Here is a 21,067-nt window from a genome sequence, read left to right on the forward strand (position 1 = left end):
GTGGCTTTAGTTGGCGGACTTGAACTCTTCCAGGAAACGGGTATCGTTTTCAGAGAACATGCGCAAATCCTTCACCTGGTATTTCAGATTGGTGATACGTTCGATACCCATGCCGAAAGCATATCCTGTATAGACGCTGCTGTCTATGCCGTTGGCTTCGAGTACGGCCGGGTCTACCATGCCGCATCCGAGAATTTCCACCCATCCGGTATGCTTGCAGAAGGAACAACCCTCTCCGCCGCAGATGTTGCAACTGATGTCCATTTCGGCAGACGGTTCCGTGAAGGGGAAATAAGACGGACGGAGACGTATTTTCGTGTCTTTGCCGAACATTTCCTGTGCGAAGAGCAACAAGACTTGTTTTAAATCGGTGAATGAGACGTTTTTGTCGATATACAGTCCTTCTACTTGGTGGAAGAAACAGTGTGCACGGGCTGAAATGGCCTCATTGCGGTACACGCGTCCCGGACAAATCACGCGGATGGGAGGCTGCTGGCTTTCCATGACACGGGCCTGTACGGAGGACGTGTGTGAACGGAGCACGATGTCCGGACGAGCCTCTACGAAGAAGGTGTCTTGCATGTCCCGGGCAGGATGGTCGTCGGCGAAGTTCATCGACGAATACACGTGCCAGTCGTCCTCGATTTCAGGTCCTTCGGCCAGTGTGAAGCCGAGGCGCGAAAAGATATCCACAATCTCATTCTTCACGATGGTGAGCGGATGGCGCGTACCTAACGAGACGGGGTAAGCCGTGCGGGTCAGGTCCAATTCGCCGGTGCCGCAGTCTTGCGTGTCCACAGCCTCCTTCAAAGCCGCAATTTTTTCCTGGGCTTTGGCCTTCAGGTCGTTCAGTTTCATTCCCACCTCTTTCTTCATTTCGGCAGGGACATTTCTGAAGTCCGCCATCAGGGCGTTCAGACTTCCTTTCTTGCTCAAGTATTTGATGCGCAACGCTTCTACTTCTTCAAGATTTGAGGCTTTCAGTTTCTCGACTTCTTCCAGAAGTTCTTGGATTTTTGCTATCATAATCTTCTAAGATATTGTTCGCTTTAAAAAACTCTGCAAAGGTAATCATTTATCCCCAAAAACTTGCCGGTATTGAAAATAAAAGTGTACTTTTGCATGTTTTTTAAAGAGGATTTTATCCTGTGTTGGTATGAGAAAAAATTTTGTGTGGTGCGTGGTGTTGTCGGCTGTGCTGGCGGCATGCGACCGAAAAAAGGCGGTCTCGGAAGTAGACTATGCAGACGACTCGGTTATCGACTCATTGTTTGATTCGCCAGATTCACTTATTTTCTCATCCGGGTCGTCGGACGAGGAATTGCCTAAAAGGGCTGATGAACTTTTTGATGATTTTATTTTTGAGTTTGCCCGTCTTAAAAAAGTCCAGCTCGAACGTGTCGAATTTCCATTGCTTTCGATTGTACGGGGAGATACGGCGTGGCTCACGGAGAAGCAGTGGAAATACGAATCGCTTTTCATGAACCAGGATTATTATACCGTATTTTATAATGATGAAGAACAGATGGAACTGGAGAAACGTACGGATCTGAACCGGGTGGATGTAGAACAAATCCATTTGGAAAAACGGTTGGTCAAGACGTGTCGTTTCCAACGGCTGAAAGGGGAATGGCGGTTGACGCAGGAGAGCATACGTGATTTCACGGCCGCCGAACCCTTGGATAAGTTCATGGATTTCTACAGGAGATTTGTGTCGGATGCCGCCTTTCAGCAAAGAAGCGTGTCGAATCCTTTGCGCTACGTCACGACAGACCCCGATGATGATTTCAATACGATAGAGGGCACGTTGGATCACGACCAGTGGGATGCCTTCAAACCCCAGTTGCCGGATGGGGTCATTACCAATATCCGTTACGGCCAGACGTATGACAATTCGGATGGTATGATTCTGGTGAAGGCCGGAATCTCTAATGGACTGATGGACATCCTCGACTTCAGGAAGAAAGACGGGGAGTGGAAACTGGTTTCGTACGAAAATTAAACCGCTTTATGGCAAGAATAGAATATAATTATCCGTTACTTTCTCATAACACGTTCGGCATCGAAGCGTATGCAGACCGTTTTGTCGCATACGACAGCGTAGAAGACCTGCGGCAAGTCGTGCGCCGCCTGCGGGCGGACTGTCCCGACGTGCCGGTGTTGCATATCGGCGGCGGGAGCAACCTTTTGTTCCTGTCCGATTTCAAGGGCGTGGTGCTGCATTCCGCCATCGGCGGAATCGAGTGTGAGGAACGGCCGGACGGGATACGGCTTCGTGTGGGGGCGGCCGTTGTGTGGGATGATTTGGTGGCCTACTGCGTGGAGCATGGGTTCTACGGCCTGGAAAATCTTTCGTTCATACCGGGCGAAGTGGGTGCCTCTGCGGTGCAGAATATCGGTGCGTACGGGGCGGAAGCCAAAGATGTGATTACAGCGGTGGAGGCCGTCGGTTTACGGGACGGCGAAGTCAGGATGTTCGATGCTTCGGCATGCGGTTACGCTTATCGGAAAAGTATCTTTAAGGAAGAGTGGCGCGGACGTTACGCGGTGACGCACGTGCATTTCCGGTTGTCGGCCACATTTCGCCCGAACCTGGATTATGGGGGGATACGTGAGGCTTTGAGTGCCGAGGGCATTCGTCCGGAGGAGGTCACGGCGCAGGATTTGCGCCGTGTGGTGATTGCCATACGCAAGGCCAAGCTTCCGGACCCGAAGGTACAGGGGAATGCCGGCAGCTTTTTCATGAATCCCGTGGTTCCGCGCGAGGTCTATGAGGCGATAAAAGGGGATTATCCCGACGTGCCCCATTATGAGGTGGACGCGGAACGGGTGAAGATACCGGCCGGATGGCTCATCGAGCGGTGCGGTTGGAAGGGGCGGTCGCTCGGACGGGCGGCGGTGCACGACCGGCAGGCATTGGTGTTGGTGAACAAGGGCAGCGCGACGGGGCGCGACATCCTGGCGTTGTGCGAAGCCGTGCGTGCGGACGTGCTGTCCCGCTTCGGCATTTCCATCAGTCCGGAAGTAAACATTATAGGAGGATGCGCATGAAAATCACGTTTTTGGGTACGGGGACGAGTACGGGAGTGCCGCAAATCGGTTGCTCGTGCAAGGTGTGCCGCAGTACGGACGCCCGTGACAAACGTTTGCGGACTTCCGTATTGGTGGAGACGGAGCAGACAAGAATCCTGTTGGACTGCGGCCCGGACTTCCGCCAACAAATCCTGCCGTTGGATTTCCGTCGTATAGACGCCGTGTTGCTTACCCACGAACATTACGACCATGTGGGAGGGATAGACGACCTGCGCCCTTTCGGCGTGTTCGGCGACGTGCAGCTTTATGCGTCGGAGCGTACGGGCGGGCAGTTGCGCCAAAGCCTGCCTTATTGTTTTGTGGAGCATAAATATCCCGGCGTGCCCCAGCTCCGGCTTCATGCCGTCCGTCCGCACGAAGCGTTCCGGGTGGGGGAATTGCAGGTCACTCCCATAGAAGTGATGCACGCCCGGCTGCCCATATTGGGCTACCGTGTGGGGCGCATGGCTTATATTACGGACATGAAAACGATAGCGGACAGCGAGTTGGATTACCTTCAAGGGTTGGATTTGCTCATCCTGAACGGTCTTCGTCACGAGCCTCATTATTCCCACCAGACGATAGAGGAGGCTTGTGCGTTTGCCCGCCGCTTATGTGTGCCGCGCACTTACCTCATCCACATGGGGCACCATATCGATTTGCATGCCGTGGAGGATGACCGCCTGCCCGAAGGCGTACGGATGGCTTACGACGGTTTGGTGGTGGATGTGGAAGGGGAGTGATTAGCGACAGGATTTTATAAAAGGATGTTCAAAGTCTGCCAAAATGGCAGACTTTTATTGTTTTTAGGCGCTAAAAAAACGGGAAAAAGGTTGTTCTGGAAAGAAAAAATGCTTCAAAATGAATTTTTATACGGTTTTTATGCTGTTTTCCGGCGTAAGTATCTCCGCTTTTCTGCGCCAAACGAAAAATCGTTCGGCTGAAAGCGATTTTTCGTTTGGCTGAGATTGATTTTCGGGGGCGCCTCAAATGGTATAAAAACGGGCTGTGACGGGAAGGAAAGCCTCGTTTCTCAGTTTTGTTTTTTCTATTTGCTTCTTTTTTCCATGCGAGATTTCTTTGCCTGAAGAAAGTGATTTTTGCTTTTTGCTGACCGTTTGTCTCTTGCCATAAGGATAGAGGCTTCGGTTTCGTGTCGGTTTGTCCGAGGGAAGTGTCGAATGCTTTCTTTATGTCAAAGTGTTCTTTCACGAGAATCCCGTATTTCCGTCCGGTGAGCCGAAAGGGTGGAAATACGGGATTCTTGTAAGGATTCAGACTGCCATTTTGGCAGATAATACATTTATATGAAGCTGTCAAAACAAAGAATGTTGTTTGGGGATGGCATTCAGTTTGAGAAAGGAAATAAAACGGTTCCAAATGGATTCATTTAGTCCAATGTCTTTTCCCTTTAAGTGTTGTGCCGCTTTTAATAGGTCGATACGCATTAGTAAATCCTTGTTAATAACCCGTTTTGCATCAGAAAAAAGTAGAGAACGGATGAATGCTTGTATGGGAATGCTGTTTAACAGGCACTGTGCCGCAAATGCATTATCGTATTCGTCAAATCCTAAGGAGTAACAAGTATCATCCAACATCATAGGTTTTCCATTGGGACTTTCAACCAAAGTGAAATAGGTATGTTTGTAAAGTCCGGAAACTACGACTTTGTATCTTTTGAAGGAATACTTTCCAATGCCGAAAAGGCAGAAGCGTGGTCGGTTTCGGTATATACTACTGCCCCTTTTGTCTAAAAGTTCTGCGTTTTCGATTAAATATTGATAGGTCTTAGGGCATTTGGATTTCAGCCATTCGGTTTCTTCTGATGTGGATTTTTGCGTTATGATGATAAATTTACGTGATGTGGATGTCTTATCTTTTTTTATATCGGAACTTTTGATTAACGGATAGACGGCTGTATCTTCTATATCTGCAACTTGTCCGAATCCGTTTACCCACTTTCCGTCTTGTAACGTCAGTTCCATGATTTTTGCGCAGTCGTGCTTTACTCCGGACCACCATTTCAAAGGTGAAGTGCCATCTATGTATTTGTATTGTTCGTAGGAGGATACGTCGGCAACGAAGCATCCGTTTACCCATCCATATTCATGTGAAGGGGTTGATGTGTAGAAGTCATTCACTTGGCAGCGTTGGGCACCATTGTCTCCCATTGTGAGATGCAAAAGGGAAGCGGCCACAGTGGCACCGAATTCCCTTTTGGCATCTATGTTATATTGTTCGATACGCCTTATGGGGAATTGTTCTTGATTTTGTCCGGCAACTATGTTTTTAATGACAGAATTCTTTAGTAACAAAGCCAAATGCGCTTGTTCTCCAGATAAAAGCTTTATCATTTGAATACAAATGTATTCGGCAATATCGAAGTTTCCCTTTCCTGTTATTGCTTCCAAACCTTTGGCTTTTTTAAAGTTGCTTTTAGGAGGAAGGTTGTTGCTTTGTATCTCTCCTAATTTACTGTTTGTAACCCAAGGGGGATTTCCTATGACCAATATATCCTTTCCTTTGAAGGATGTTTTGATAGGTTGGAAATCAAAATCAAAAAAATTCCGGTGCAGTAAATGGATGGTGGATTTGCTGGCTTGCGGATGGTCAAGGTAATGTTGGAGAATATCCAATTTCAAAGTTTGTAAGTAGGGTTTATATATTTCTATTCCATATATTTCCTCGATGTTGTCAAATGTTTGTAAGGCAGCCAATATGAAGTGTCCTTTTCCACATGTCGGTTCTATAATAACTTGTGGACGGATACCTTGTTTTTTTAACAGATGGCATATGGACAATGCCAAGTCTTGATTGGTTTGCCAGTCACCGTATTCTTCTTTGTCTTCTCTTACAATGGCAGGGGAGTGTATGATTGAATGAAAATCATAGCCGTCTTCAAAGAAGTGAGAGATGCCGCAAAGCCTTTGCATGTGGGCATTGGCCGATGCTTGGGGTAGATTTCTTATGGTTTCTATACAACTGTTTGCTGTCATATTATATAATGCGGGTGATACCTGGAATGTTTTCATTTAAAGATACAATTCTTCCATATTGAAGCCGCCATTGTAAAGCGTTGGAAATCGTTAGGTAGCCTATTTCTGGAGGTCGTTTTAGAATATCTTCCGCCATGTTATATAGCGTCACGTCATCTGCAGGTATTTTATGGTCGGATAGAAAAGCATAAATATCGTCGACGTTCCCTTTATTGTTGATTATATTCCGTAACCCTGTTGTGGTTTGGTAGTCGGCAGTACGTTTTGAATCTACAAATGTACAAGAGAGGAAATCCAACATTCCTTTTCTTTGTATATCATCATCTTCTTTTCTGTATACAAAGATAATGAGATTATAACCTAAACCGTAAATTTTTTGTTTGCTATCTTTATACGGACAACTTGATTGAGGCTGTTTAATTGAAGTCACTTTGATATCCGTATTTATAGAAGGTAAGTCCAAACCACTCGCAGAGTTACCAATCGTTAAATCATAACGTTGTGCTAAAAAGTCTTTAAATAAATGCTCTACGAATGTTCCCACTGCTTTCCCATCAGTTATGCCATATAATTCAGTGCGGTAGACCTTACTTTGTGTGGCACAAAATTCTTTTGCACTTTTTATTAAGTGTTTTGTATTTAATTTTTGATTCATAAAATAAGTTTGATAAACAAAGATAAGAAATATACTTTAAAAATTGGATATAATGGTTAGGATTGTTTCGGGGATACATCCAATTTTATTTGTTTTCAATTTAAAGCATATCACTTAGACTGTTTTTAAGTATGGCCATGTCAAGCATTTCACAACTTTGATGTTTCGTTTTATTTTCATCCGGCGGCCACCGTACGTGTTTTACGGAGGAAACGGCGGCAGAAGAGTGCTCCGGCCAACGTCAATGCCACAGGGAAAGCCATCCATATTCCGGCCGGTCCTCCATGGAATGTGAAGCCCAGCAGATAGCTCAGCGGCAGGGAAATGACAATGTAGCACAGGAACGCGTAACGCATGAGCGGGCGTACGTCGGCAATGCCCCGTAGTGAATTGGCGAAATTGATTTGCAGACCGTCGCCGAATTGATATAATACGAACGGGATGACCAGACTGACGACGATATGCCGTATGTTCGTGTCATTGGTAAAGAAGGCGCATATCTCGTTGATAAAAGTACTGATGGTAATGGCCAATGTCAGTCCGATAGCCAGAATCATCAGGTAACCGGTGAGGGAACTGCGGCGCACGTTCCTGATGTCGTTTACTCCGTGGAAATGGCTGACCCGTATGGCTACGGCTGCCCCGATGCCATAATAAATCATGAAGCAGGTAGAACCGACACTCGTCATGATTTGATGGGCGGCGAGGGGATCGGCACCAATCCAACCTTGCATTACGGCGCACAAAGAAAATGAGGCTGTCTCCATACCCATTTGCAGGCCGAGCGGCCGGCCCAATTTATGCAGCAAACGGCGCATGTCGGTGGTTTCGCCTTTGGCTTGGAAGCCGGAGTGATATTTTTTATACTTTTCGTTCGAGATGAATATGCCGTAAATGACAACCAACATGAGGATGCGCGACAGGGTGGTAGAGATGCCGGCGCCCAACAGTCCGAGTTGCGGGAAGGGGCCTATACCGTAAATCAACAGGTAGTTTCCCACGATGTTGAACAGGTTGGCACTGATCATGATCCACATCGGCGTACGGGTGTTGCCGATGCTGTCGAAGAACTGTTTGAAGGCGTTGAAAAGGGATTGGATGGGTATGGAAAGCACGACGACGATGTAGTACGGCCGGATTTCGGGGAGAAGCTCTTCGGGCTGTCCCATGTGCCCCAAGAAAAAGTAGAGTATCCCCATCAGCAGGAACAGCACCATGCCCAATGCGCCGTTGACTTGAAGTCCGGCTTTCAATGCCTTGCCGGCATTCTCGAATTCTCCCCGGGCGTGCATGGGGCCTATGACCGGAGTGATGGCGTAAGAATAACCCAAGGCAAAAATCAACACCAACACCATGATGTTGTTGACGAAGCCTGCGGCGGCCAAGGAGTGCGCACTGAAATGACCCACCATGATGGTGTCAGCCAGTCCTTGTATGATGGTACCTAACTGCCCTACAATGATGGGAATGCCTAATATGGCCAAGGCACGGATGTGCCTGCCGTACGTGATAGCCTGATCGGATGCTTGCATAAGTCGTGATTTTAGGCCGCAAAGTTACGATTTATCAGGCTTATGTGCAAACGATTCCTCTGTTCTGCTTCAGAAAGCTTTGCGGTAGAACCGTGTGCGTGGAGCGGTCCGGTAGTCCATCCACGAACAAGCGTGCCATCCGAGCAGCCGCATTTCGTACCAGAGGAAAGACAGGCGGTAGGGGCGTTCTCCCAATGCACGTGCCGAACGGTTGAACCATACGGTCTTGCACACGCAGAGGAGGACGAACAACAGGGATATGATGGCCGTGGCTGCCCATTGCTGCCGCCATACGCTCCATCCGAGGGACAGGGCCGTGGCGCAATAGAATAAAGGTACGACGGCTTGTTTCAAGTTGAATGTCAGTCGATAACGCCATGTTTTCTTGAAATGTCGCCGGGTTTCCATATAAAAAGTGCGCTTGAGCCTCCATTGTTTTCCGGACGTCATGTTCTCACACTCCACTTTACTGTCCGGATGGAGGGAGACGGCGGTATTTCCGATACGGCTGTGGCGGTTGACCAGCAGTTCCGTCACTCCGCCGATAAGGTTGATGTCGTCGGCAAATCCTTTATGAGCCATGAACAGACTTTTGCGATAGGCTATATTGGCCGGGTTGCAACGGTAGGCCTTATGCCGAGTGGCCCAAGGCAGGTATTGCATTTGGTGGAAGAGGTTGAAGAAAATGGCTTTACGGGAAAGCAGGCGCTTGTCCGGCATATAGTTGGCATATCCCAATACGATTTGTACGCCGTCGTGGAAATGTTCGGCCATAGTGGAAAGCCAATGAGGAGAACACGGATGGCTGTCCGGCTCGGTCAGCAGCAGCCATTCGTATTGGGCGGCCTTGATACCGATGGTCAGCGACAGGCGTTTATGGCTGATATGGCGTGCACCGGACGGGGTGAAGGTATGATGCAGGTTGGCGTATTTCAGTTCCAAGGTTTTCAGTATGTCTTCCGTGTCGTCGGTCGATGCGTCATTCACCACGATAACTTCGAAACGCTCGTATTCCTGTTCCAGTATCCGGGGAAGGTTGCGGCGTAACGCGTCGGCTTGGTTGTGCGTGGCGATGACGACGGAAATGGCCTCTTTCGGACGGCTGTCCGAGGTTTGTGTCTCCGTTTCTTGCTGTCTTACCATGCGTGCCGTCCGTTTATAGGAACGGGCGGTACAGAAATGTGCTGCCCACGTCAGTGCGAAACCGGCGTAGGCAGCATTTTCCAAAAGGAAAGTTATGAGTGGGTACATTATACGAAATCTTCAGTAGTATATCCGACCGGCAATTCGCGGCAGTTATATCTTGAAGCCATGATTTCACCGTAAGCCCCGGCCGAACGCAGAGCCAAAAGGTCGCCGCGATGGCAACGGTTGAGGTCGAATGCCTTGACAAATACATCGCTCGACTCGCAGATAGGGCCTACAACGTCGTAGGTTTCCTTGCGCTCGTCGCTGCTCAGGTTCTCAATGGAATGGAAAGCCTGATAGAGGGCCGGGCGGATGAGGTCTGTCATGCCAGCGTCTACGATAGCAAACTGCTTGTATGTGGCTTGTTTGACATAGAGTACACGTGTAATCAGGCTGCCACACTGCCCCACGACGGCCCGTCCCAGTTCGAAATGGAGCTGTTGGTCCGGTCGCAGATTCAGATGCTTGCGGTAGGTTTGGAAATAGTCTGCAAAATGGGGAACCGGCACTTCGTTCGGATGTTGGTAGTCGATGCCCAATCCGCCACCCACGTTGATGTTCTTCACCGTAATGTGATGACGTTCCAACTGGGCTTGCAGTTCGTTGACGCGGTTGCACAATGCCACGAAATCTCCCATTTCAAGTATCTGTGAACCGATATGGAAATGCAGCCCGACGAACTCCACATGTTTTAACGATGCGGCGATTTCTATGACTTTCTCCATGTCGGCCATGGCTATGCCGAATTTGTTTTCGGCCAGTCCGGTCGTGATATTGGCATGGGTATGTGCTCCTACGTCCGGATTGATACGGAATGAGACGCGGGCGATTTTGTCTTTTTCGCCAGCCAACTGGTTGATGACTTCCAGTTCCGGTATGCTTTCCACGTTGAAGTAGGCTATACCGGCATCCAGGCCTACATTGATTTCCCAGTCGCTTTTTCCTACGCCGGCAAACACGATTTTCTCCGCCGGGAATCCGGCGTCCAGACAGGCTTTGATTTCTCCGCCGCTTACGCAGTCGGCTCCGAATCCAGCCGCACTGATGATGCGCAGCAGTTTGCGGTTGGCATTGGCTTTTACGGCATAATGTACATGATAATTATCGTTTTTGCCCGTTTCTGCCTTGATGGTATCCAGTGTTTTACGGAGCAACTCCGTGTCGTAATAATAGAACGGTGTTCTTACCGTATTGAATTTTTCTATCGGAAATGAGCCTTTCATATCCTCATATTAATTGTTGAACAACGTGTCGCTGAGCGCCTGAAGTGCACTTTTCTTGTCTTCTTCGTTAATCAGGAATGAGATATTATGATTGCTTCCACCGTATGAAATCATTTGTACGGGGATGTCTTTCAACGCTTTTGCAGCCTGACTTTCAAAACCGACGTTGTCTCGTGAAAGGTCGCCTACTACACAGATGATACACATATTCTCTTTGACGGTCACCGTTCCGTATTTCATCAGGTCGGCCACGATGTCTTTCAGATACGACTTGTTGTCGATCGTAACAGACACACCAACTTCCGAGGTGCTTACCATGTCGATGCTCGTTTTGTAGCTTTCGAAGATTTCGAACACTTTGCGTAAGAAACCGTAGGCCAGCAACATACGGCTGGAGTGTACTTGTATGGAGATGATGTTGTCTTTGGCCGCAACGGCTTTGATTTTTCCTTCCTGAAACTCGTTGTTGATTATCGTTCCGGGAGCCGACGGGTCCATGGTGTTTAGCAGGCGTACGGGTACTCCGGCGAATTTAGCCGGTTGGATGCAGGTCGGATGCAGGATTTTGGCTCCGAAATAAGCCAATTCCGCCGCTTCTTCGAAATGAAGTTGACGCACGGGCTTCGTTTTGTCTACGATGCGCGGGTCGTTGTTGTGCATGCCGTCGATATCCGTCCATATCTGGATTTCCTCACTCTTTATCGCCGCTCCGATGAGGCAGGCGGTATAGTCCGAACCGCCACGTTGCAAGTTGTCCACCTCGCCGTATGCGTTACGACAGATGAAGCCTTGTGTGATGTAAATCTGGTATCCGGGGTTGGCCGCCAACAATTCGTTGATCTTCTCTTTGATGTAATTGAAATCCGGTTCGGAATTTTTGTCCGTACGCATAAAGTCGAGTGCCGACAACAGGATAGTCTTTACACCACATTCCTTTAAGTAATTCGTCACCATGTTGGTACTGATGACCTCTCCTTGGGCCAAGACTACTTTTTCTTCGAACGAAGTGAACAGGATTTTAGTGAAACTTCTCAAATAGTCGAACTCGTCTTTCAAAAAGTCTAATGTTTTCTGTTTGTATTCTTCCGTGGCATACAATTCATCTACGTGCTGGCGGTATTTTTGTTCCAACTGATTGATGACGTTGTTTGCACCTTCCGGATTCTTTTTATAAAGGTAATCGGATATTTCGACTAACGTATTCGTTGTACCGGACATGGCGGAAAGCACAATCATGTTGGGCGTACTGTCCTGCGTAATCAACCGACATACATCTTTCATCCTTTGTGCGGAACCCACAGATGTTCCGCCGAACTTCATTACTTTCATATCGAATATTGGGTTTTAGTTATTCTCATTTATATTTTCTTCAATGCTTTTCGATTCGATGGCGTCAGGAGCCAGCAGGGGAGTGTAGGCGTCTGTGCATTCCTGCAAGCGTCCTTCTCCGCAACGATAGACTACGCCCGGAAATTCGGATATCAGTTCTTCGTTGTGCGTGCTCAGCACGACGGTGGTACCCGCTTTGCTGATGTCGTACAATATTGCGGCGGCCCGACGACCGTTCTCTTTGTCTAAATTTCCGGTCGCTTCGTCAGCCAGGATAATGTCCGGGTGGTTCAGGATGGCTCTTGCGATACACACGCATTGCTGTTCTCCACCCGACAACTGATAGGGCATTTGGTCGGTTTTGGCCGTCATGCCCACTTGTTCAAGCACTTCATGAATGCGCGTGTTCCGTTCCTTCTTCTTTTTCCATCCGGTCGCTTTGAGTACGAAATCCAGATTGGCCCGTACGGTACGGTCGTTGAGCAACTGGAAATCCTGAAATACGATACCCAGCCGTTTGCGTAGTGCCGGGATGTGCCTGCGTTTGATTTTGGTCATTTCGCGATCGAGCACACGCGCACTTCCCGTATGCACATCCAGTTCGCCATAGAACGTCTTCAGCAGGGAACTTTTACCGGTACCCACTTTACCGATCAGGTAAACGAATTCCCCAGCTTCCGCCTGGAAATTCACGCCTTTCAGAATGACATGTTCTTCTTGGGCGATATCCACATTTTGATATTCGATGCGCATATATGTTTCTTTTAGGAGATTAATGTTTTTTCCACCCCGGCTTGTGGCGTGCCTGTAATTCTGCTGCCATCTGCTCTATACGTAATCCTTTGGAGGTAAGCAGGACGATGAGATGGTACAGCATGTCCGAACCTTCATAAATGAGGCGTTCGTCTGTGCCGTTAACGGCTTCTATGACAGCCTCCAAGGCTTCTTCGCCCACTTTTTGTGCCATACGGTTGATACCGTCCTTAAACAAACTCGTAGTGTATGACCCTTCGGGCATTTCCTTATGTCTGGTTTCGATAAAATCCTGTAACTCGCTAAGGAACGTCAAAGGATTGGCTTCATTTTTCTCTCCCCAGCAAGTATCGGTGCCGGTATGGCACACCGGGCCTTCGGGATGTACCCGAATGAGTAGCGTATCATGGTCGCAGTCGTTTTTGATGGAAACGACATGCAAAAAGTTTCCACTGGTCTCACCTTTGGTCCATAGCCGGTTTTTACTGCGGCTGAAGAATGTTACCTTTCCGGTTTCCAGCGTCTTGTCATAGGCTTCACGGTTCATGAATCCCAGCATCAAGACGTTTTTAGTCTCGGCGTCCTGGATGACAGCCGGTACGAGGCCGTCCATCTTGTCGAAATCTATTTCCATATATATAATAGGTGTTTGATATGTCTTTTTTAAATTCTAACGTTAATGCCTTCCGACTTTAGCCACGTTTTCAGTTCCGGGATGGAAATCTCTCCGAAATGAAAGACGCTGGCAGCCAATGCGGCATCGCTTTTTCCTTCGATGAAAGTGTCCCGGAAATGCTCTTTGCTTCCGGCTCCTCCCGAGGCGATAACCGGAATGCTCAACTCTTCGGCGAGACGTGAAAGAGCTTGGTTGGCGTAGCCGTTTTTCACTCCGTCATGGTCCATGGACGTAAACAGGATTTCACCGGCTCCCCGGTCGCATACTTCGCACGCCCATTCGAACAGACCGCGTTCTGTGCGTATGCGTCCGCCGTTCAGATAACAGAACCAACCTTCTTCGGTCTCTTTGGCATCAATGGCCACCACGCAGACTTGCGACCCGAAATGTCCCGTAATCTCATTGATAAGTCCAGGGTTACGCAAGGCTGCCGAGTTGACACTCACTTTGTCGGCTCCGGCATTCAGCAACCGTTCCACGTCGGCCAGTTCATTGATACCGCCGCCGACGGTGAAGGGGATGGATATTTCTGCTGCTACGCGCTGTACCATTTCCGTGAATGTCTTACGGCCCTCGTGGCTGGCCGTAATGTCCAAATATACCAATTCGTCCGCCCCCTGTTCGCTATAAGCCTTGCCCAGTTCCACCGGGTCTCCGGCTTGGCGCAGGTTCACGAAATTAGTTCCCTTTACCGTCTGTCCGTTCTTGACATCCAGACAGGGGATGATACGTTTTGCCAATGCCATACTTATCCTTTGTTTTCAGCCCATTCGGCCAATTCGTTTAATGAGATTCTGCCCTCGTAGATGGCTTTTCCGAACACTACGGCCGGGATGCCGGCTTCGTTCAGGCCGATGAGGTCTTGCAGGCAACTGACCCCTCCGCTCGCTATCAGTCCGCAGTCCGGAAACTCTGCCATGACTTTCCGGTAGAGGTCGGTGGAGGGGCCTTGCAACATGCCGTCCTTGCTGATGTCCGTACAGAGCACATGCCGCACGCCTTCGTCCATATAACGACGGAGGAAAGGAAGCAACTCCTGCGTGCTTTCCTCTTTCCAACCGTTGATGGAAATCAGTCCGTCTTTGACATCTGCGCCCAATATGATATGGTCTGACCCATATTGCCCGAGCCATCCGAGGAATAATTCCGGACGGGTGGCTGCCACACTGCCTATCGTGACCAGTGCGGCACCGCTTTCGAAGGCGATGCGGAGGTCTTCGTCGGCCTTGATGCCGCCACCGAAGTCTATCGTCAAGCCGGTGGCCGAAGCCAGACGCTCCAGTACTTTGTGGTTGACGATATGTTTGGAACGTGCCCCGTCGAGGTCCACGACGTGCAAACGTTTGAAGCCGTAACTTTCAAATTCCCGCGCCACGGCTACCGGGTCTTCGTTGTAGGTCTTCTGCGTGGCGTAATCTCCTTTGGTCAGCCGTACGCATTTGCCGTCTATCAGGTCTATGGCCGGTATCAGTTCGATCATACAGTCAAATCTAAAAAGTTTTTCAATATGCGTTCACCCACGCTTCCGCTTTTCTCCGGATGGAATTGCGTGGCGTAGAAATTGTCTTTATGCAAGGCGGCACTGAACGGCACGACATAATCGGTCACGGCTATGGTGTACGGGTTGACCGGCACGTAATAGCTGTGTACGAAATAAACGAATTCGTCCGTGCCGAGGCCTTTGAACAGCGGGCTGCTTGTACGTGTCAAGGTGTTCCATCCCATGTGGGGCACTTTGTCTTCGTGCTTTTCCGGACGGAACTTCAGGACTTCCGTGTCGAAAATGCCTAAACAGTCCGTATCGCTTTCTTCGGAATGGCTGCACATCAGTTGTTGGCCGATACAGATGCCCAAAACGGGTTGCTTCAGGTCGCGTATCAGACGGTCCAATCCCCGCGAACGCAGGTAAGCCATCGTACTACCGGCTTCTCCTTGTCCCGGAAAAAGCACACGGTCGGCTTTCGACAACCGCTCTGCGTCGTCGGTCAGTTCCGGCGTAATCCCCAACCGTTTCAGTGCGTTGACTACGGAATAGATGTTTCCTGCATTATACTTTACGATGGCTACATTCATCTTTTAATATACTCTGTCTTTTTTTGATGTCTGCAAATATACTAATTTTAGTTGACAGATGGGATAAAGTAACATGAAAAAACGTATTTTGCTTACATTTCGTTGCTTTTTTGTGACGAACTGCATGCTACTTGTTCTTTTTCAGGAACAGATTATGCGTAATGACATCGGGCAGCTCTTCGGCATAATGCGTTACCATAATCATGGTCTTGTCTTTTCGTCGGCAAAAAGCCGAAATAATCTCACGCGTCAACTGACGATTACGGTCGTCCAATCCGTGCAACGGTTCATCCAAGATAAGTAATTCCGGGTCTTTGACGAACGCGCGGGCCAGCAGACAGAGCCGTTGCTCTCCGCTGGAGAGTTTCAGGAAAGTACGGTCTTTCAGTCCAGCGATACCGAAAATGTCCATCCACCATTCGCAGACGGCTCGCTGTTCCGGACGAGGATGTACGTAAAGCCCTACGGAGTCGTTCAGTCCGCTGGCTACGATGTCTATAGCCGGAAGGTCTTTCAGGTATGCGCGGTGCATTTCCGGGCTGACATAGCCGATATGCCGTTTGATGTCCCAAATGCTCTCTCCCGAACCTCGTTTCCGTCCGAACAGTTCGATGTCGCAGGCGTAGCTTTGCGGATTGTCGGCACATACCAGACTGAGGAGGGTGGATTTCCCGGCACCGTTTTCGCCGCCCAAAGCCCATTTCTCGTTTTGCTTCACCGTCCAGTCCAAGTCTTTCAGGATGGTGCGCTGTCCGTAGCGGATGCTCACGTGGTTGAACCGCAGCATGCAACCCTCCGTGTCCGTAGTGGTCAGGCGGTTTTCTTTCTCCGGCAACGCCAGGATGCGGGCGGTTTTGTCTTCTTCGAGCACACGTACCGGGATGCGAGGACGTTGTCCGATGTATTCCGTACGCGGTACTTTGGGCAGGATGTCCAGATGTTCCACCGGAATGACATGGGTGATGAACTCCGGAATATCATCGGTTTTCGACAGGACCAATATGACTTGCAGGTCCGTTTCGCGGATCAGCGTTTGGAGCAGTCCGGCCAGTTGCTCCCGCGTCTGTGGATCCAGTCCGATGAAAGGATTGTCCATAATCAAAAGCCTTGGGCCGGAAAGCAACGTTTTGGTGAGCTGGAATTTCCGTAACTCTCCGCTGGACAAGGTAATGATATATTTATCCAATAAGGTGGAGAGGTGGAACATCTCATAAAGTTTATCTCGCAGCATCGTGCGCCGCTCGTGCATCTGTTGCTTTTCCTCTTCGTCCATGCCGTATCCCGTACTGTTTTCGGCTGCGGTGAAAGCCTCCTCCAACATTTGTCCGGCGGTCGGTGTCTTCTCGTCGATGTCGTGTTGGTTCCAACGTTGTTGGTAGTAGTAACTGCCGTCGCTGTCTCCGTAAGAATCGCGGAAAGTGATATATTTGATATTTTCGCTGACTAATTTCAACGGTGAGGGAAAAAAGTCGTAACGGACTTCGTTCAACAGAAGCGGATAGCGTCCGGTGATGATGTCCACCAGTCGTGATTTACCACTCCCGTTGGCTCCTACGATGGCCACCTGTTCCCCGGATGCGATGGTCAGGTTTACCGGATGGTTCATGCGGTAAAGCGGATGACGAGGCACCCCGTTCGTGATTTCGATGATGTGTTGCATTGTGTTCGTGTTATATCTGTCCTTTCACCTTATCCGGGTTTTTCCGGATGAAATCTTTCCAACTGTGGTAAGGCTGGGCCACGGCCGGCTTCCCCATCTGCAGGAAATGGCAGTAGGCGGCAGCCAGTCCGTCCGTGGCGTCCATATACGGCAGCATGTCTTCCTCGCGGATATGGAGCATACGGGTCAGCATGCCTGCCACTTGTTCTTTGCTGGCCTGCCCGTTTCCGGTGATGGCCATTTTGATTTTGAGCGGCGCATATTCGGTGATGGGGATGTCACGATGGATAGCCGCTGCGATAGCCACCCCCTGTGCGCGTCCCAATTTCAACATGCTCTGTACGTTTTTGCCGAAGAAAGGCGCTTCGATGGCCATTTCGTCCGGCAGGTACGATTCGATGATGCCTGTCACCCTTTCGAATATCCGGCCGAGTTTCAGGTATGGCCCGGCATATTTGCGCAGGTCGATGACGCCCATGGTTTCCATGACTGCCTTGTTTCCGGTCACACGCAGCACGCCATATCCCATGAGGTTCGTGCCTGGGTCTATGCCCAGGATTATCTTTTCGCTGTTTGGCTTGTCCGTCATGAATCAGTGTTCTTCGATGACTTCCATTAAAGTGGTGAACCCGGCGGCCTTATCTTTGAATACCTTTTGCATTTCCTGAAGGAGCTTTTCACCGTGCTTGACATACCATTCATGCAGCCGTGCCGAACTTTCCACCTCGAATTGCAAGGAAAAGCATTCGGAATCCTCGTCGTGGTGGGACAAGATCTTGCATAACCGCGGTTTGTCCAAAAGGCCGGAAGCCAATGCCTGCGGGATATAGACTTGATGAATCCAGATGACAAAGTTCCGGGCATCGTCGAAAGTCACGTGATAAGTCGTATTGTAAACCAACATGTTTCCTAAGTTTTATTGAGTTTGCAAAGTTATAAATTTTATCGCTTATTCGTTGCTTCCGTGGCAGATTAAATGCAATGCCGCCGCGACAGGAGACGGAAAGGGGCGCATGGCGGCATTTCTGCCCCCGTGCGCCCCCTGCGTGCGGTATGCCGTGTGGCGTTATTTCCGGAGCACCTTACGTACGGAACCGTCGGAATAGCGGATGAGGTTCAGCCCTTTGAACGGTTCGGCGTAACGACGGCCTTGCAGGTCATAGTAGCCCGTGGGACGGGCTTCCTCCGCGGCTTTCCCGTCGGCTACCACCGGTTCCACGCCCGTGGCGGCTTCGGTGGTGAAGATTTCCTCCGTACCGTACGCCGTGCCTTTGGTGGTCGTGGCAAAGGCGCGGTAGACGTATGTGGTGGAAGGTTGCAAGCCGGTCAGGTAGGCGGACATGGAGGTGCCGTCGGCCGTTGCCACGTTCCATTCCGCATCGTCCGTAGCACGTGCATTCCCTGCCACGGTACGGTATTCGAAGCCTTGCTCTTGGATGTCGTCGGAACCGGCCACCACATAGCCCCTGAGCATCGCCGTGGAGGGCGTGATGTCTTCCACGTCGTACGTCCTTACCGTGGGATCGAAATAGACATAGGCGTCTGCCGTGCCGAACGCGAGCCACTCTCCGTAGTAAGTCTTTCCCGATGCGGAGGTAAAATACGGGCGGTATTTATAATAGGTGGATGCGCTCAGTCCCTTTAACGCCCCGATGAGTTCGCCGTCGATGACGGGGCAGGGCGACATGGTGGAGGGGACGAGGTCCGGCGCGTCATATCTCCGCCACTCGAAGCCCGTCTGTGCCTCCGGGTCGTCAAGGTTGGTGGTGGCGGCGATGACGGCCACGGTGTTCGACGTGGCTTTGGCGGGCAGGGTGGTGAATTCGAGAGCCGGCTGTTCGATGGGGAAATCCATCTCGAATGTCTGGCCATTGTTCAGACGGACGCGATAGTGGAACGTGGTACTTATCCCCGTCGGCTCAAGCCCGTGCAGTTCGTAAGTATTGCCCGTTTGGCCGCCGTATGTTTCATTGGTAAATCCCTCTTCCACGATTTCTTCAATGGCATCGCCGAAATCGTTGGCGATGGCTATGCGGATGCTTGTTGGAGTGACATTCACATCTTTATGGGTGGCAATGTTTTGGAGCGTTATCTCTTTCGTGGTTATGGCTTCGCTCCAGTTGGTTACCAACGTGCAGATATAACCGTTTGCAGACCCGATTTCGAGGTCAATGGTATAACGCTTCCCTGCATTTAACCCTGTCAGTTCTATCGTATTGTTTTCTGTTGTTTCTTCGATTCCCCCGTAGTAAGGTTCTACTGACAACACCCTCTTAGCACCTTTGAATCCCCACGTGTCATTGACGAAAAAAGAAAGGGTGGAGTAGGTCGATTCCCAAACCGGTTCACTCCATAATCCCGTGCATCCTTCGAAAGCAAAATGTTCGATGCTTGTCATATTCTCGGGGATATTGATGGAGGTCAATCCAGTGCAATTCAGGAATGCATAGAATCCAATGCTTGCCATGCTCTCCGGGATAACGATGGAAGTCAGGCCCGTACAATTTGCGAACGCATAATCTCCGATGCTTGTCACTCCCTCGGGGATTGTGATGGATGCCAAGTTGCTGTAACCCTCTTCGCCGTCTTTTTTACAGAAGGCACCGCCACAGATGGCAGTCGTGCCTGCTTTTATTTCAAGAATGTCCCCCTTTGGCATGTAGCCTTTGTAACCGTAAAACAGTTTCCCTAAATAGATAACCCCGTCGTCTTGATTTGAATACCAAGCTGTATTGTGGAGTGCCCATGCTCCGATGGTTTTCACGCTCTTTGGGATTGTGATGGATTCCAGTCTTGAGCAACCGTAAAATGTTTCGCGTCCGATGCTTGTCACACTTTCGGGGATTGCGACGGAGGTCAACCCCGTACAGTAAGCGAACGCATAGTTATCTATGCTCGTCACACTTTCCGGAATTGTGATAGATTCCAGTTTCGAGCATCTATAGAATGTCATACCTTCGATATTCGTCACGTTTTCTGGGATAGTGACTGATGTTAGTGCTTCACAATAAATGAACGCGCATTCCCCAATGTTTGTCACACTTGCTGGGATAATGACAGATAACAGTCCCGTACATAATACGTATTTACAACCGATTATTACTCAATATTTTATAGATAATAAGTCAGAAATATGGTTGTTATTTTTAATTGCACATTCTAAAAGGTGAAGATTTAACGCTTTTATTGATTATTAACTCAAAAAGGACATCAACTTGGGTCGTTTCTTCTCTTTTCCTTGCTATTCGTTTCCGATATTCCACTTTTGTTTTGGTCTATCTCATATGTACTGCAAAGGTATTGATTTTTGTTTGATATTGCTCCTTGCTTGCTCCTTGTCGTAGATTAATTTTCACACAGGAATTTTTGTTCTCTTTCTATAGGGGCTTGAAACAATCCATTTATTGGAAACAATTAAAGACGGAGCTGGTTTGCCCCAGTGCTTTTTAAGAAACAGGGCAATTATTTTATCTCCACAAAGGCTCTTGTTCCCAATTATGAGGAAAGCCTAATAAACGAGTTCTTACTGATGGGTATTTCGATAAAAGCTGCTTGAAATCTGCAACAAAAGTGTTGCCCATAGAAATGGAGTTAAGCCAATACACCACATAGCAGAGTTGCGGATAAAGTGTTTGTTCACGGAACGAGAAATCCGTAATCCATGTGTTTGGCATACGCATAGGCATCATTGGCTTGACAGGAAAGACCCGATTTGACAGTCTTGAATGATGGGCGCAGCAATTACGAAGTACGGGTCTGGGTACGGATTAAAAGGCTAAGTGATTATTTTCAGTCATTTAGCCTTTTTAATTATCTAATTTTTCCCCACATTTTCCCCACAGCTGTCTATTTATATATTTTAGAAACATATTTTTCCCAATGTTGTCCTAAACGATTTATAGGTACGATG

20 protein-coding genes are annotated in these 21,067 nt (G+C 49.1%); 3 read left to right on the forward strand and 17 right to left on the reverse strand.

The window, feature by feature from the left end; genetic code table 11:
* Positions 1–6: 6 nt before the first annotated feature.
* On the reverse strand, positions 7–1,026 hold the full coding sequence (gene pheS / locus HMPREF9441_RS13820) for a phenylalanine--tRNA ligase subunit alpha (RefSeq protein WP_008622268.1): 1,020 nt from the start codon (positions 1,024–1,026) through the stop codon (positions 7–9).
* A 130-nt stretch (positions 1,027–1,156) separates the two neighbouring features.
* Between pheS and HMPREF9441_RS13825 the strand changes: the two genes are divergently transcribed.
* From HMPREF9441_RS13825 to HMPREF9441_RS13835, 3 genes are read left to right on the forward strand one after another with little or no spacing between them, the layout of a single operon-like run.
* Positions 1,157–2,002 carry a DUF4348 domain-containing protein gene (locus tag HMPREF9441_RS13825; protein WP_008622269.1) on the forward strand — a complete coding sequence of 282 codons (846 nt, stop codon included), beginning with the start codon at positions 1,157–1,159 and terminating at the stop codon, positions 2,000–2,002.
* An 8-nt stretch (positions 2,003–2,010) separates the two neighbouring features.
* On the forward strand, positions 2,011–3,051 hold the full coding sequence (murB, locus tag HMPREF9441_RS13830) for a UDP-N-acetylmuramate dehydrogenase (RefSeq protein WP_008622270.1): 1,041 nt from the start codon (positions 2,011–2,013) through the stop codon (positions 3,049–3,051).
* Positions 3,048–3,815, forward strand: a complete 768-nt coding sequence (locus tag HMPREF9441_RS13835; protein ID WP_008622271.1) for an MBL fold metallo-hydrolase — start codon at positions 3,048–3,050, stop codon at positions 3,813–3,815. Before murB ends, HMPREF9441_RS13835 begins: the two co-directional genes overlap by 4 nt.
* Before the next feature lie 70 nt (positions 3,816–3,885).
* Here HMPREF9441_RS13835 and HMPREF9441_RS13840 read toward each other — a convergent pair whose 3' ends face one another.
* From HMPREF9441_RS13840 to HMPREF9441_RS17400, 16 genes are all read right to left on the reverse strand, one after another.
* Complete coding sequence (locus tag HMPREF9441_RS13840; RefSeq protein ID WP_244949780.1) at positions 3,886–4,284, reverse strand: hypothetical protein; 399 nt, start codon at positions 4,282–4,284, stop codon at positions 3,886–3,888.
* A 104-nt stretch (positions 4,285–4,388) separates the two neighbouring features.
* The gene (locus HMPREF9441_RS13845) at positions 4,389–6,068 is read right to left on the reverse strand and encodes a class I SAM-dependent methyltransferase (RefSeq protein WP_008622273.1); all 1,680 of its coding nucleotides are present in this window, start codon (positions 6,066–6,068) and stop codon (positions 4,389–4,391) included.
* Position 6,069: 1 nt separating this feature from the next.
* Positions 6,070–6,723: a type II restriction-modification system restriction endonuclease gene (locus HMPREF9441_RS13850; protein WP_008622274.1), complete on the reverse strand. Its 654-nt coding sequence runs from the start codon at positions 6,721–6,723 to the stop codon at positions 6,070–6,072.
* Positions 6,724–6,899: 176 nt separating this feature from the next.
* Complete coding sequence (locus HMPREF9441_RS13855) at positions 6,900–8,255, reverse strand: MATE family efflux transporter (protein WP_008622275.1); 1,356 nt, start codon at positions 8,253–8,255, stop codon at positions 6,900–6,902.
* 69 nt (positions 8,256–8,324) lie between these two features.
* Positions 8,325–9,506, reverse strand: coding sequence for a glycosyltransferase (locus HMPREF9441_RS13860; protein WP_008622276.1), 1,182 nt, complete (start codon positions 9,504–9,506; stop codon positions 8,325–8,327).
* Positions 9,506–10,666, reverse strand: coding sequence for a diaminopimelate decarboxylase (gene lysA, locus HMPREF9441_RS13865; RefSeq protein WP_008622277.1), 1,161 nt, complete (start codon positions 10,664–10,666; stop codon positions 9,506–9,508). Before lysA ends, HMPREF9441_RS13860 begins: the two co-directional genes overlap by 1 nt.
* 9 nt (positions 10,667–10,675) lie before the next feature.
* Positions 10,676–11,995 carry an aspartate kinase gene (locus HMPREF9441_RS13870; protein ID WP_008622278.1) on the reverse strand — a complete coding sequence of 440 codons (1,320 nt, stop codon included), beginning with the start codon at positions 11,993–11,995 and terminating at the stop codon, positions 10,676–10,678.
* Between the two features lie 15 nt (positions 11,996–12,010).
* Positions 12,011–12,748 (reverse strand): cell division ATP-binding protein FtsE, encoded by a 738-nt coding sequence (locus tag HMPREF9441_RS13875; RefSeq protein WP_008622279.1) that lies wholly within the window; start codon positions 12,746–12,748, stop codon positions 12,011–12,013.
* Between the two features lie 19 nt (positions 12,749–12,767).
* Positions 12,768–13,388: a bifunctional phosphoribosyl-AMP cyclohydrolase/phosphoribosyl-ATP diphosphatase HisIE gene (hisIE, locus tag HMPREF9441_RS13880; protein WP_272869427.1), complete on the reverse strand. Its 621-nt coding sequence runs from the start codon at positions 13,386–13,388 to the stop codon at positions 12,768–12,770.
* Positions 13,389–13,411: 23 nt separating this feature from the next.
* Positions 13,412–14,170: an imidazole glycerol phosphate synthase subunit HisF gene (gene hisF / locus HMPREF9441_RS13885; protein WP_008622281.1), complete on the reverse strand. Its 759-nt coding sequence runs from the start codon at positions 14,168–14,170 to the stop codon at positions 13,412–13,414.
* Positions 14,171–14,172: 2 nt separating this feature from the next.
* Positions 14,173–14,904 carry a 1-(5-phosphoribosyl)-5-[(5-phosphoribosylamino)methylideneamino]imidazole-4-carboxamide isomerase gene (gene hisA, locus HMPREF9441_RS13890; RefSeq protein ID WP_008622282.1) on the reverse strand — a complete coding sequence of 244 codons (732 nt, stop codon included), beginning with the start codon at positions 14,902–14,904 and terminating at the stop codon, positions 14,173–14,175.
* On the reverse strand, positions 14,901–15,497 hold the full coding sequence (gene hisH, locus HMPREF9441_RS13895) for an imidazole glycerol phosphate synthase subunit HisH (RefSeq protein ID WP_008622283.1): 597 nt from the start codon (positions 15,495–15,497) through the stop codon (positions 14,901–14,903). Before hisH ends, hisA begins: the two co-directional genes overlap by 4 nt.
* A 127-nt stretch (positions 15,498–15,624) precedes the next feature.
* Positions 15,625–17,157, reverse strand: a complete 1,533-nt coding sequence (locus HMPREF9441_RS13900) for an ATP-binding cassette domain-containing protein (protein ID WP_008622285.1) — start codon at positions 17,155–17,157, stop codon at positions 15,625–15,627.
* A gap of 10 nt (positions 17,158–17,167) precedes the next feature.
* Positions 17,168–17,746 carry a crossover junction endodeoxyribonuclease RuvC gene (ruvC, locus tag HMPREF9441_RS13905; protein WP_008622286.1) on the reverse strand — a complete coding sequence of 193 codons (579 nt, stop codon included), beginning with the start codon at positions 17,744–17,746 and terminating at the stop codon, positions 17,168–17,170.
* Positions 17,747–17,749: 3 nt separating this feature from the next.
* A complete protein-coding gene (locus HMPREF9441_RS13910; protein ID WP_008622287.1) occupies positions 17,750–18,061 on the reverse strand; it encodes a DUF4286 family protein in 312 nt (103 codons plus the stop codon).
* Between the two features lie 162 nt (positions 18,062–18,223).
* Positions 18,224–20,257 carry a leucine-rich repeat protein gene (locus HMPREF9441_RS17400; RefSeq protein ID WP_336495121.1) on the reverse strand — a complete coding sequence of 678 codons (2,034 nt, stop codon included), beginning with the start codon at positions 20,255–20,257 and terminating at the stop codon, positions 18,224–18,226.
* Positions 20,258–21,067: the final 810 nt, after the last annotated feature.

The sequence above is a fragment of the Paraprevotella clara YIT 11840 genome (assembly GCF_000233955.1).
Taxonomy (GTDB): Bacteria; Bacteroidota; Bacteroidia; order Bacteroidales; family Bacteroidaceae; genus Paraprevotella; species Paraprevotella clara.